This window comes from Streptomyces sp. NPDC006516 (assembly GCF_040611875.1).
Lineage (GTDB): Bacteria > Actinomycetota > Actinomycetes > Streptomycetales > Streptomycetaceae > Streptomyces.
On sequence record NZ_JBEXPD010000006.1, the window covers coordinates 156,683 to 169,496 of the forward strand.

Sequence of the window (12,814 nt, forward strand, 5' to 3'; positions counted from 1 at the left end):
CCTCTCATGGTAGCGCTTGCGTTTTTCCGTGATGACTGCCTAGCCTAGCATCACGTTAACCGCAGGTTTTTTTCGTGAGAACGGAGACCTCATGTCCCAGCTCAACGCCAACCAGTTCCCGGTCCGCACGTTCGGCGGTCCGACCGCCCTGTTCGAGTACGGCGGCCTGCGTTTCCTGACCGACCCGACCTTCGACGGCCCTGGCGATTACGCCACGCCCGGCGGCCCGACCCTGACCAAGACCGCCCCCTCCACCACCACGCCCGCCGAGCTCGGCCCCATCGACGTGGTCCTGCTCTCCCACGACGAGCACGCCGACAACCTCGACACCTCCGGCCGGGCCCTGCTGGCCGACGTCCCCCTCACCCTCACCACCCCCGGCGGCGGCGAGCGCCTAGGGGCGAAGGCCAAGGGCCTGGCCGACTGGGAGTCGGTCGAGCTGGAGCGTCCGGGCGGCGGCACCATCACTGTGACCGGGGTCCCTGCCATCCACGGCCCCGGCGCGCGTGAGGAGATCGAGCCCTTCGCCGGCCAGGTCGTCGGCTTCGTCCTGACAGGGGAGGGACTGCCGACGGTCTACGTCAGCGGCGACAACGCCTCGCTCGACGCGGTCAGGCAGATCGCCGACCGCTTCGCCCCGATCGACACCGCCCTCCTGTTCGCCGGCGCCCCCCGCTTTCCCATGCTCTTCGACGGCAACCTGATCGTCCTGGACAGCGCCCAGGCCGCCGAGGCCACCCGGATTCTTGACGCCCGCCGTGTCGTCCCGGTCCACCACGACAGCTGGGCCCACTTCACCGAGGGCCGTGACGAGCTGGAGGCAGCCTTCGCCGCCGCGGGCCTGACCGACCGCCTCGACCCTGACTGGGCGCAGCGCGCCTGAGCCCGGACCGCCACTCAGGGTTCCCTTTCGGGCCTGGCCACCAGGGCCCGTATCCGGCGAGTTGTGCGGGAGTGGGTGAAGGCCCCGATCTCCCGGTTTCCGGTCCTTGGCACGTCGGTGGAGACCGTCTCATTCATAGTCAAGAATGCGACTATTCAATTTGGTTACTATGCTGCCAGGAGTGGTTGAGACATGAGACGACTTGAGAGGGGGCTGGGTCGATGGCCTTGCGGCATGCCGTGCTGGCGGCGCTCCTGGACGGTGAGTACAGCGGATACCAGCTGGCGAAGGCGTTCGACATCGGCGTGGCGAACTTCTGGCACGCTCTGCCCCAGCAGTTGTACGCCGAGCTGACCAAGCTGGAGAAGGAGGGGCTGGTCGCGGGGCGGCAGGTGGTCCAGGAGAGCCGGCCCAACAAACGCCTGTTCCGCGTCACCGACGCCGGCCGCGCCGAGCTGGAGGAGTTCGCCGCAGCCGTGTCCAAGCCCTCGTTCATCCGCGACGACCTGCTCGTCAAGGTCCAGGTCGCCGACCGCATCGGTACCGCGGCCGTGATCGGGCAACTCGAGGAGCGTGCGTCCGCGGCCGAGGCCAAGATCGAGCTTCTCGGCTCGCTGTTGCGGCAGCTGCGCGGCGACACCGCCGAGGAGGAGTTCCTGCGCCGGGGAGAGCGCATCGGGCCCTACCTGACCTGCCTGCGCGGCCTGGCCTTCGAACAGGAACACCTGGACTGGTGCCGGAGGATCGCGGCCGTTCTCAAGGAGAGGCAGTCCACCCGTGCCGAGCGGTGAGTACGTGCGCTACGTCGCACTGGGCGACAGCCAGACGGAAGGCCTCGGCGACGGGGACGACACCACCGGCCTCCGAGGGTTCGCCGACCGGCTCGCCGAACACCTCGCGGCGGCCGACCCCGGACTCCACTACGCCAATCTGGCCGTTCGGGGCAGAGTCGCCGCGCAGGTGCGTGCCGAGCAGCTGGGACCCGCCCTGGCCTTGCGGCCCGACCTGGCCACCGTCGTCGCCGGGGTCAACGACCTGCTCCGGCCACGATTCGACGCATCGGAGGTGGCCGGCCACCTGGAAGAGATGTTCGCCGCCCTCACAGGTGCCGGGACCCAGGTCGTGACTCTGACCTTCCCCGACGTGGGAAAGATCGCGCCCCTCGCCCGGCCCGTCAGATCCCGCGTGTTCGATCTCAATGCCCGCATCCGCGAGGCAGCCTCCCGGCACGGGGTCGTGGTCGCCGACACCGCACGACACGCAGTCTCCACCGACCCGCGGCTGTGGACCGCGGATCGACTCCACGCCAGCCCTCTCGGCCACGAACGAATCGCCGCGGCCCTGGCCCAGGCCATCCGGCTGCCTGGCTTCGACGACGCGTGGACCTACCCACTTCCGCCCCGGTCGGCGCCCGGACGTCTGCAAGCGACAGGACACGAGCTGCTCTGGGTGGCCACGTTCCTCGGCCCCTGGCTCGGACGCCGGCTGCGAGGCCGGTCGTCGGGAGACGGCCGCACCGCGAAGCGCCCCCGGCTCCTGCCGCTGGGCGTCGTGCCCGGCTCCCCTGCGAAGGAGAACCGGGCAGCCCCACGGGCCGCAGATACTGCATAAGGCTCTGCTCGGCCCTCTCAACCCCCGTGCTGCGAGCGCCCGTCGAGTTCGGCCAGACGCTCGCGGCACCTGGCGGCTGTGCCGTCCGCGCCGAGGTCCTCGTAGATGCCGAGTGCTTCCGTGTACGCGGCCCGTGCCTCGGCGCCGGACGGCAGCACGCCTGCCGACGAGTACAGGACGTCGGCGCGACCACGGCGGGAACCGACACGATCGAAAACGGCGAGCGCCTCCTCGTAGGCGGCTCGCGCCCGGTCCGGTCGGCCTTCGGCGTGCTCGGTGTCGCCCAGGGCCCGCAGCGTGAAGCCCAGGCCGCCCGCATTGCCCAGATTGCGGTGGATCCCGGCGGACCGGGTGAGCGTCTCGCGGGCCTCCGCGTAGTCGCCACGCAGACGCTGCACGTCACCGAGGCCGCGCAGCATGTCGGCCTCCCCGCGCCGGTCGCCGATACGCCGGGACAGCTCGCAGGCCCGGACGAACAGGGCGGCGGCCTCGTCGTGCCGTCCGCCCACCCGGGCCACGTGCCCGAGGCCCCGCAACGACTGGGCCTGCCCGCGCACGTCACCGATCTCCTCGTACGTCGCCAGAGCGGTGAGATAGCCCTCGTGCGCCTCCTGCCCCCTGCCCTGGTTGCGTGCGATGTCTGCCAGGCCCCGCGTCGCCTGTGCCTCACCCCTGCGGTCGCCCAGTCCGGCGTACAGCTCACGTGCGCGCCGGAACTTCTCCGCGCCCTCCTGGTAGCGCCCCCTCGAGACGCTGACGTTGCCCAGCCCCCAGAATGTGTCGGCGAGACCGGCCCGGTCGTCGAGTTCCTCGTAGAGGCGCTCAACCCCGGTGAAGAGCTCGTGCGCGTCCTCGTAGCGACTGCGGGCGCGTTCCGTCTCGGCGAGGCCCCACAGGGCGTCAGCCTGTCCTCGCCGGTCGCCCAGCTCCTCGTACAGGTCACCGGCGGCCCGGTAGTTGTCCCGGGCAGCGTCCAGATCGCCCTTCGTACGCTCGGTGTCGGCCAGCCCGCGCAGAGCGTCGGCGCGGCTGGGACGGTCGTGGTCGGTCTCGGCGGCGTCCCTCATGGTGCTCCAGATCCTCGCGAGTTCGGTGGTACCACCGAGCCTGCCCAGGACGGCGTGCGCCAGCGCGGCTAGACGCCTGGCATGCGGGGAGCGGCGTTCGACGGCGGCCACGGTCACCGCGATCAGGTTGGTGCGCTCCTTCTCCAGCCAGGCCCGAGCGGCACCAGGCTCGCCCGTACCGGCGGCGAGCGCGTCCCGTTCCGCCTCGCCCCGGCTGAGGAGATGGGTGAAGAGCCGGTCGAGTGCCTCGTCCCAGCGCTCCTGCGGCTCCTGTTCCACCGCCAGGTTGCGGGCATAGGCGAGGAACAGATCGTGGAAGCCGAAGCGCCCCCGTCCGTGGCGTTGCAGCAGGTGCCTCGCGGCGAGGTCGGCCATCCTGCGACGGCATTCACGCGCCGTCGTACCGGACATCGCCGCGCACGCCTCAGCCTCCAGTTCGGACCCAGGATGCATCGCCAGGACCCGCAGCAGACGGGCCTGCGCAGGGTCGGCCGCCTCCAGTGCCTGCCAGGACACCTCGAAGGCGGCGCCGACCCGCCGGTCGGCGTCGGGTATCTCCAACAGGGGGGATGCCGCCTCCCGCATGGCCAGGAGCAGGTCCTCCGGATCCTCGAAACGCAGCCGGGCGGCGACCGCCTGCACGGCCAGCGGGAGGAACCCACAGGCCCTGCAGATCTCCTTGAGGGCGGGGTCCGCCGCCTCCTCCGCCGGCAGCCCGGCGCTCGCCACGAGGAGCCGTACCGCCTCGTCGGCGGGAAGGATGTCGAGCTCGGTGAGCGTGATGCGATCGGGATCGTGCAGTGCCACCCGACTGGTGATCAGGACGAGATTGCTGTCGTCGCCCGGGAGCAGGCACGCCACCTGCTCCAGCGACGCCGCGTTGTCGAGCAACAGCAGGCCACGTCTGCCGTGCAGCCAGTTCCGCCACAGCGCGGCCTTCGCGTCGAGATCCGGTGCGTCGTCGCCGCGGATTCCCGCCCAGGTGAGGAGAGCCTCCATCGCGGCCTGCGCGTCCAGCGGAGCCCGGTCGGGGGTGTGGCCGTACAGGTCGAGCTCGAACTGCGCGTCGGGGAAGTCGGAAGCCAGCTGGTGGGCCAGATGACGAGCCAGGGCGGATTTGCCGACGCCCGGCATCCCGACGATGGCGTGCACCAGCTCGGGCCGGCCGGTGAGGGTCCCGGCCACCATCTCGGGCACCCGGCGGCGCTCGGCCTCCCGGTCCACGATCCTGCGCGGCGGCGCCTTCAGCGTGGTGCGCACCCCGGCCGCCGGCCCCGGCCCGGCCGGCAACCGGACCGATTCCACCGGGCGTTCGGGGTCAAGCGCACGTAACAGCGGATCACGGCCGGTCAGGTCGCGCAGCACGGCCAGGAACCCGGCATCCGCGAGCAGAGCCCGCACGGGGACGGCCGTCAGCCGCCGCCCCTCGTACGGCCGGTCGCTCCAGGCGACTACGCCGAGCAGGGCGCCGCTCTTGTGGACGACCGCGCTGCCGGACATGCCCGACCACTGATCCCAGCCGGCAGGCCAGGCGGTGGACACGTCGACGGCGTAACGGTCGCTGCGCGTGTACGTCAGCGGGTCCAGGACGCCGCGCACCGTCTCGGTCTCGGTACCGTCGCCCGTGCTGCGCGCGGCTGCCGCGGACATGCCGGTGATGGCGACGGCGACCGGCTCGGTGCCCGCCACCTCGGCCCAGCGCGGCTCGGGAACACCGTGGGCACCGGACGCGTCCGGCGCCTCGACGGCGAGACGGAGCAGCGCCGCGTCGAGCACCTCGTTCCCTTGCCACGCCACCGTGCACGGCACCGGATCGGCGAGGCGCACGGCCCCGCGACTCCCGATGACCGACCTGACGGTGATGTCCGGCCGTGGCCGGCCGTCAGCGAACGTCACGCCGTGCCGGGAGGTGAGCACCAGCAGCGGCGTGAGTAATCGCCCGGACGAGAACTCCTTGCGCCCGTCGGCATCCGCCGGGCCCGCTGTGACCGTGACGAGCCCCGGGTGGAGCGGAGCGGTCCCGTTGTGCGCGCCCCCCGCCCGTGGTGCGCTCACCGCCGGCCGGAGACGGTGGCGGAGTCCCCGGTCAGGGTGTCGCGCACGTCCAGCTTGAGGCGGAGGCGATGGGTCGTGCCCTGGGAGACCTTCGCGTCGGCACCGAGCTTGACCACGCCGAGGCGAACACCGCCCGACCCGCCGGCGTCCTTCCGTACCTCGACGAGGAACTCCATCTCCACCTCGGCGATGTGGAACTGGAGGCGGGCGTCCTTGCCGTACTCCTGTGCCTCGGCCAGCTGCGTGCGCAGCTGTTCGATCGCCTCGGTGATCTCGTTGCCATCCGTCGTCGTCATCCCGCGCCCCCGTCGTTGCCGATCACCTGCCGCCGCATCCTGCCGTACGGCCCCCGACGCCCGCCACCCCCGCCCGACGATGACCCCGTACGTCGCCGGGCCTTTCAGGTGGCCGCATTCTCTCCGCAGGGAAAGAACCGGAATACCTGAGCTCCGGCAGTTGCGCGCCGGTGAGGGGAGGGGCCGGCAGCAACCGCATTTCTCCGTCGGTAAAGCGATGCATGCGCCTTGCGGTGGGGCAGGGAGATTCATCGGTCCCCGGTGCCAGGCAGCTACGCGCAAACGCCGGGTTTCCTCGAATCGCATGGGGGTACGAGCCGGATGAACCTGATCTCGGCACCGCAGAGGTCGAGACACCAAAAAGGAGGAATCCCGTGTTCAAGGCAGTCGCTGACGTTCTTCGCTCCATCGGCGGGGCCATCGCAACCGTTGTGACTCTTCCCTTCCGCGCCGTGGCCCGCCTCTTCAGCGGAGCCTCCGACACCGCGCACGGCCACCACTGACCTGCCGCCGGAGAGGTCGGCACCCGGTTTTCGGAACGCATGTACGCGCGCCCCGGTACGGGATCGTCTTCGTTCTGACCGGGGCGCCGACATGCTCCTTCATGGGCCGGCCACAGGTATCAGGCGAATGAACGACCGCCTTGCCTGACGGCCAGTCGGCTCCATATCGGCGGCAGATGGCGGACATCCGCTCGTATTTCCTCTCCGTCCCGCTCCAGGTGGGAACAGTCGGTCGACACCGACCGCACGGAGAGGGAGTACAGGCCATGACCGATACCGAGAGTGGGAAGCCCGGCGAAGACGGAAGGCGCCCGGTGCTGACCAACCGGCAGGGACACCGGGTCTACGACAACCAGAATCAGCGCACGGTCGGCGCACGCGGCCCCGCGACCCTGGAGAACTACCACTTTCTGGAGAAGATCAGCCACTTCGACCGGGAGCGCATTCCGGAGCGTGTCGTTCACGCACGTGGAGTGACCACGTACGGCTATTTCGAGGCGTACGGCAAGTGGGGCGACGAGCCGATCCGCAAGTACACCCGTGCCAAGCTGTTCGAAGCGGGCAAACGTACGGACGTGGCGGTGCGCTTCTCCACCGTCATCGGTGGCAGGGACTCCTCCGAGGCCGCCCGGGACCCGCGAGGGTTCGCGGTGAAGTTCTACACCGAGGACGGTAACTGGGATCTCGTCGGCAACAACCTCGGCGTCTTCTTCATCAGGGACGCCATCAAGTTCCCCGACGTGATCCATGCGCTCAAGCCCGATCCGGTCAGCCATGAGCAGAAGCCGGCGCGGATCTTCGACTTCATGTCGCAGACCCCCGAGAGCATGCACATGCTCGTGAACCTGTTCAGCCCGCGCGGAATCCCCTCCGACTATCGCCATATGCAGGGCTTCGGAGTCAACACGTACAAGTGGGTGAACAGCGACGGTGACACCGTGCTGGTCAAGTACCACTGGATGCCGAAGCAAGGCGTGCGGAGCATGACCGAGGAGGACGCCGCGAACGTCCAGGCCGCCGACCTCGGGCACGCGACCAAGGACTTGTACGAGGCGATCGGGCGGGGCGACTTCCCCGAGTGGGAACTGGTCGTCCAGATGATGTCCGACGACGAACACCCGGAGCTCGACTTCGACCCGCTGGACGACACGAAGACCTGGCCCGAACAGGACTTCCCGCCGCGTGCGGTAGGACGCATGGTCCTGAACCGGGTCCCGGACAACTACTTCGCCGAGAACGAGCAGGCGTCATTCGGGACCGGTGTCCTGGTCGACGGGCTCGACTTCTCCGACGACAAGATGCTGGTCGGCAGGACCTTCTCGTACAGCGACACCCAGCGGTACCGAGTGGGGCCGAACTACCTGCAGCTTCCGGTCAACCAGGCCAAGCACGCCCGGGTCGCCACGAACCAGCGGGACGGTCAGATGGCCTACGACAACGGCCATGGCGGTGAGAACCCCGAGGTCAACTACGAACCGTCGATCACCGGAGGCCTCCAGGAGAGCGAGTATCCGACGCACGACGAACAGGGGCCGACGATCCACGGGCGCCTCACCCGCGCGAGACTTCCGCGTACGAACGACTACCTGCAGGCCGGCCAGCGCTATCAGCTGATGGAGCAGTGGGAGCGTGACGACCTGGTCAAGAACTTCACCGACCTCTTCGCGCAGTGCACCCGCCCGGTCCAGGAACGTATGGTGTGGCACTGCCTGATGGCGGAGACCGACCTGGGCCTGCGCGTGGGAGAGGGCCTGGGCATCGCCCCCGGAGACGTCAAGCACCTGCCGCCACTCGCCACCCAGAACCTCAGCGACGAGGAGAGCAAGCGGCTCGCCCGCCTCGGGGAGAACCCGCCCCGGGACGTCACCGGGCTCACGATGACCCACTGCGTCCCGAACGAGCGCCACGTCGTCACCCGCTGAGCCTGTCCTTCGCGCGGGAACTCCCCGTGCGGCCGGTGCGGCTTCCCTGCCGCGCGGCACGGATCGCCGCTCGATGAGACGGCACCGGGGAAGGCACAGAGGGCGCCTCCTGGATGCAGTGAGGCGCCCTCTGTGTCGCGGTGCGGCAGTGAACGCCCCCTGTGCCGCGGCGGATGTCCGCGGTCAGACGGGGTCACCGTCCGTCGGCTGTTGCCGCCATGCTGAGGCGATGGTCTCCGGTGCGATGGTGGGGGGCAGCCCCATCAACGCCTGCAACTGCGTGGGCTGGTATGGAGTCGGGCCGTGCCACTCCAGGAGGAGCACGGTGGCGTCATCCTCGAGACGGCCGTGGTGATGTTCCAGGTGGTGGCTGATCAGCCGGCGCAAGGTCTCCGGGACGGGCAGGCCGTCGGTGTGGTGGCGGATGAGGAAGTCGGTCAGACCGTCGAGGCCGAACTCCTGCCCCGTGCCGTTGCGCGCTTCGGTGATGCCGTCGGTGTAGAGCAGCAGGCGGTCGCCCGGTTCGAGCTGGTCGTGGGCCAGAGCGCCGGGCACATCCAGCCCGGACCCCATGGGGGGAGCGGGCGGGCACGAGAGGTGCACGACTGTCCGGTTTCCACGAATGACCACCGGGGGGTGGTGACCGTAGGTCGTCCAGGTCAGGACGCCTGTCGCCAGGTGAAGATCGGCCAGGATGCCCGTGGCGTAGCGGGTTCCCGCGAACTGCTCGTCCAGAGTCTTCGAGGCTCCCTCTGCGGTCTGCAGGAGGTCGGCACCCTGACGCCGGAAGTTGCGAGCAGCGGCCAGCGCCAGATTCGCCGTCAACCCGGCGGCTGTGTCGTGCCCCATGGCGTCGAATACGGAAAGATGCATGACTTCTCCCGCCAGGGCGTAGTCGAAGGCATCACCACTGACCTGATAGGCCGGCTCCATGACAGCGCTGATCAGAACGCGATCCGTAGCGAAAGTCCGGGGCGGCATGAGGTGCCACTCCATCTCGGCCGCCACATTCATCTTGCGGCGCCGGACAAGACGGGAATAAGAATCGCTCGTCCCTCGCTTGCTTTCCAGAAGAAGCGCGACGAGGCCGGCGAGCTGGTTCAGGTCCTCGTCCACCTCCACCCCGGAGCCCTCGACACCCACGCGAAGGACACCCAGGCGCTCGGCGCCGTCCAGCAGCGGGACCCACCACTGGCCCGTCGTCGCTGCGGAGGCCGGAGAGATCATTCCCAGTTGGAAGGCCCGTCCGGGCACGGTTCCCTCAATGGCCAACTCGGTGGGTGCAGCGTCGCCGAAGCGACTGACGTCGACATTTCCGGCCAGCAGGTAAAGCCGTTCCTGCTGCAGGTCGGCCAGATAGATGAGCACGTGTGGCCAGCCTGCCCGAGCAGCGTACGACGCCAACGTGCCGGGCAACTGCTCCAAAGTCATCAGGTGACTGGCAGCGATCAGATCTCCCAGCACGCGTTTGCGCGCCATTTCCGCGCCGTTCACCAACGACACCTTCCCTGTGGCCGAGAGAACTGCGCTACGGCTCAACAGTAACGGTGGGCCCGTGCCGGGTTGCGAAAGAAACGCATATCCCTTCTCGCAGGACTGCGAGAAGGGCTACAGAGGACCACAACGACCGAAACCACGGAACTCGAAACATCGCTGCGTGAAGCCGGACGGGTGCCGAAAAGGAATACGGTAACGGTCCAGAAGCACAATGCTGTCGAGGGGGGGCATCACCCGTCGCGACAATTCTCTCCAAGTCGACATCGGCCCAGCCTCGGGAGCGGGGCGGGACCGCACCCGGCGAACATCAATACCCGGTCGTGCGGCAGGGGCGTTCGAGGGCGTGGAGGGGGCGGGCGATCTCACGCTTCCCCGTACACCGTGACCAGGAGGTCGCCGACGAACCCGGCGATGTCGTCGAGCCCGGCTGCCGCCCGCGTGGCCGGTGCGTCGGCCACCAGGTGGGGGAGTGCGGCGTGAAGCGCCAGAGTGACGGCGGCAGCCCGCTGCCGGCTCACGGGCAGCCCTGCGCTGCGCTGCGCTTGTCCGAAGTACACGAAGTCGGCGGCAGCGAAGGCGTCGAGCGGTGCCGCCAGCCAGGGGACGCGCGTCGCCGCAGCGAGAAGGGCATCCGCCGGGCTGCAGGCCCCTCACAGTCGCAGCCGGATCCAGCTCGCCGAAAGCCATGCGGTCACAGCACTACCTTCGGCTGCGCATCATCGACAACAGCCGCCCATGGGTCTCGTCGTCGGCGGCGACCACGAGCCCACGTCCTGCCTCACCGATCTGGGCACCGTCGAGCCCGGTGACAACGCAGCCAGCAGCCCGGCACAAAGCAATGCCGGCCGCGAAGTGCACGCTCATGGAGAGGTCGCCGCCATCGGTGACATACGCGGCGCGCTTGCCGGCAGCGACCCAGGCAAGCGCCAGGGTCGTGGACACGACCCGAGGCCGGAAACGTTCGGCGAATTCAGGGTGGGCCAGCAGAGCCACGGCCCGGAATCCGGGCGCGCTCGGGAACGGCGGATCCAGGTTGACGTCCACCAATCGGCTGGCGGGCGAGGGCGTCAGCAGTGCGTCGTCGGCCCCGTCATGCCGCACCCAGGCGGTCTCCCCGTCGGTGAAGAAAATCTCGCCGCTGAACGGGTCGGCCACCGCCGCCGCCCCATCGCACAGCGCCACATTGACGGCCACCAGCATGTTGCCGACGGCGTAGTTGAGCGTGCCACACAGAGGATCCACCAACCACTGGCGCACGGCGACGGCGGCGCCCTGCTGCCCGCCTTCCTCGCCTAGCACCGCGTCATCGGGCCGTGCGGCACGGATGACGCCAAGGATCGCCTTCTCGGCTTCCACATCGGCGGCAGTGGCAAAGTCCCCGGCACCCTTGTCGATGCGGTTGAGCCGCCGGCCGTACATGTTGCGGACCACGTCCGCGCCGGCCCGCGCCCCGGCTATCGCGACTGCAGCGTCGTCGGGACTCGCGTATGAGTTGATCACGCCGTGCAGACTATCGAGGCGAAGCTGCCGCCCCGGCGAACCTTCCAGGTCAGCGCGCCAGGTACACCTCGGTGTGTGGGTGGACCACCGCAGGGACGCAGCCGAAGCCACGACCGCGCTCTCCGCGTACCTGGCCGACGAGCGTGAACCGGGCCGTATCGCGGCCGACGCCGACATCGACTCACTCACCCCCTCCCGGGTCGGGGGAGGGCGCCTCCTCCACGCGGACCGCGACCCCGGCCCCCCGGTTCCGGCCTCGGGAAGCCGCGATGAGCGCGCGAGCAACTGTCCACGGGGGGTGACCGGGCACCGAGGCATCCGGGCACGGAGCCCAGTCCACGAAACTGATTGGCGGACCACGGTGGCCGCTGCTACGTTTCCGGAGGCCGTGCGAGAGAACGAGGACGTGGTACCCGTGAACGCAGTATCGACATGGGTGCTCTCCTCCGGAGTCACGGTCGGGCGATAGGTCGTCCGGGAGCGCCGTTTTTCAGAGCACTCCCGAAGGGCACGACCATGCAGATCACATCCGAGCAGCGCCTCGACGACGGCATCCTCGAACGCGAATTCACCATCGGCGAGATCCCCGGCACCCTGTGGACGCCTGCATCCGCACCGGCTCCGCTGATCCTGATGGCCCACAACAACGGCCTGCCCAAAGGGGCATCCCGATTGGTGGCCCGGGCCCGGCACACGGCGGCGTACGGCTACGCGGTGGCCACCATCGACGCCCGTGGGTGCGGTGACCGGCCCCGTTCCGTCGCGGACGAGCAGGCACGCGCCGACCTCCGCCGGGTGATGCAGGCCGGCGAGCCGGTCGACGAGCTCTTCGAGTCCCTCATCGGCCCGCTGGTAGAAAATGCGGTCCCGGAATGGCAGACCACCCTGGACACGCTCCTGTCGTTGCCCGAGATCGGCGGTCCGGTCGGGTTCTCGGGGTGGACTGCCGTCGGCATTCGTTTGGCGGTGGTGGAGCCGCGCATTGCGGCGGCCGGCTTCTTCGCCGGGGGCTATGTGCCTCGCGCGCAGCGCGAGGAGGCCCGGCAGATCACGATTCCGCTTCTGTTCCTGCTGCAGTGGGACGACGAAGGGAACCCCCGGCAGCGGGCGTTGGAACTCTTCGACGCCTTCGGCAGCAGGGAGAAGACACTGCACGCCAACATGGGCGGGCACGTGGGGACCCCTTGGTTCGAGGTGGAGGACGGAGGCCGCTTCTATGACCGCCACCTGAGGTGAGTCCGGTTCTGTGTACTGGGACCTGAAGTGAGTCCGGTTCTGCGACCGGCATCACACCATGAGCGGTGTCGGCCAGGGCGCTGATCGTAGGGGGCAGGCCCCGGCTCGCCTCCGTTTCATGTCGCGGGTCCCTGCCCACCCGGCAAGGACCCGCGACGTCGGTAGGCGATGCACTGTGTTCACCGTGGGCGGCGTGGCGCTTCTGCCCCACGGCAGTGGACTCACCTGGCCGACAGCCTCACAT

The 12,814-nt window shown here is 69.4% G+C and carries 10 protein-coding genes and 2 pseudogenes; 7 read left to right on the forward strand and 5 right to left on the reverse strand.

The annotated features are described in order from the left end of the window. Nucleotides 1–91: 91 nt before the first annotated feature. The 3 genes from ABZY45_RS18985 (at nt 92) to ABZY45_RS18995 (ending at nt 2,494) form a co-directional block, all read left to right on the forward strand. Nucleotides 92–883: an MBL fold metallo-hydrolase gene (locus ABZY45_RS18985; RefSeq protein WP_356741344.1), complete on the forward strand. Its 792-nt coding sequence runs from the start codon at nt 92–94 to the stop codon at nt 881–883. Between the two features lie 221 nt (nt 884–1,104). Then, the gene (locus ABZY45_RS18990) at nt 1,105–1,674 is read left to right on the forward strand and encodes a PadR family transcriptional regulator (RefSeq protein WP_356741346.1); all 570 of its coding nucleotides are present in this window, start codon (nt 1,105–1,107) and stop codon (nt 1,672–1,674) included. Beyond that, nucleotides 1,661–2,494 carry an SGNH/GDSL hydrolase family protein gene (locus ABZY45_RS18995; RefSeq protein WP_356741347.1) on the forward strand — a complete coding sequence of 278 codons (834 nt, stop codon included), beginning with the start codon at nt 1,661–1,663 and terminating at the stop codon, nt 2,492–2,494. The genes ABZY45_RS18990 and ABZY45_RS18995 overlap by 14 nt, the downstream gene beginning before the upstream one ends. A gap of 17 nt (nt 2,495–2,511) precedes the next feature. Here ABZY45_RS18995 and ABZY45_RS19000 read toward each other — a convergent pair whose 3' ends face one another. Both ABZY45_RS19000 and ABZY45_RS19005 read right to left on the reverse strand, forming a co-directional pair. Continuing rightward, the gene (locus tag ABZY45_RS19000; protein WP_356741348.1) at nt 2,512–5,616 is read right to left on the reverse strand and encodes a tetratricopeptide repeat protein; all 3,105 of its coding nucleotides are present in this window, start codon (nt 5,614–5,616) and stop codon (nt 2,512–2,514) included. After that, complete coding sequence (locus tag ABZY45_RS19005; protein WP_356741349.1) at nt 5,613–5,912, reverse strand: trypco2 family protein; 300 nt, start codon at nt 5,910–5,912, stop codon at nt 5,613–5,615. Before ABZY45_RS19005 ends, ABZY45_RS19000 begins: the two co-directional genes overlap by 4 nt. 374 nt (nt 5,913–6,286) lie before the next feature. On the opposite strand from ABZY45_RS19005, the gene ABZY45_RS19010 reads away from it, so the two are divergent. After that, the gene (locus tag ABZY45_RS19010; protein WP_356741351.1) at nt 6,287–6,415 is read left to right on the forward strand and encodes an LPFR motif small protein; all 129 of its coding nucleotides are present in this window, start codon (nt 6,287–6,289) and stop codon (nt 6,413–6,415) included. A gap of 266 nt (nt 6,416–6,681) precedes the next feature. Then, nucleotides 6,682–8,337, forward strand: coding sequence for a catalase (locus ABZY45_RS19015; RefSeq protein WP_356741352.1), 1,656 nt, complete (start codon nt 6,682–6,684; stop codon nt 8,335–8,337). A gap of 183 nt (nt 8,338–8,520) precedes the next feature. On the opposite strand, the gene ABZY45_RS19020 is transcribed toward ABZY45_RS19015, so the two are convergent. The 3 genes and pseudogenes from ABZY45_RS19020 to ABZY45_RS19030 all read right to left on the reverse strand — a co-directional run bounded on the left by ABZY45_RS19020 (nt 8,521) and on the right by ABZY45_RS19030 (nt 11,334). Continuing rightward, nucleotides 8,521–9,816, reverse strand: a complete 1,296-nt coding sequence (locus tag ABZY45_RS19020) for a PP2C family protein-serine/threonine phosphatase (RefSeq protein ID WP_356741630.1) — start codon at nt 9,814–9,816, stop codon at nt 8,521–8,523. Between the two features lie 380 nt (nt 9,817–10,196). After that, nucleotides 10,197–10,460 (reverse strand): annotated as a pseudogene (locus ABZY45_RS19025) (TetR/AcrR family transcriptional regulator); the annotation flags it as partial. Nucleotides 10,461–10,533: 73 nt separating this feature from the next. Further along, entirely contained in the window at nt 10,534–11,334 is an 801-nt protein-coding gene (locus tag ABZY45_RS19030) for an inositol monophosphatase family protein (protein WP_356741354.1), read from the reverse strand. A gap of 100 nt (nt 11,335–11,434) precedes the next feature. Between ABZY45_RS19030 and ABZY45_RS19035 the strand changes: the two are divergent. Together ABZY45_RS19035 and ABZY45_RS19040 are read left to right on the forward strand one after the other, a co-directional pair. Beyond that, nucleotides 11,435–11,593 (forward strand): annotated as a pseudogene (locus ABZY45_RS19035) (TetR/AcrR family transcriptional regulator); the annotation flags it as partial. A 257-nt stretch (nt 11,594–11,850) separates the two neighbouring features. Continuing rightward, complete coding sequence (locus ABZY45_RS19040) at nt 11,851–12,570, forward strand: alpha/beta hydrolase (RefSeq protein ID WP_356741355.1); 720 nt, start codon at nt 11,851–11,853, stop codon at nt 12,568–12,570. The last annotated feature ends 244 nt before the right edge of the window (nt 12,571–12,814 follow it).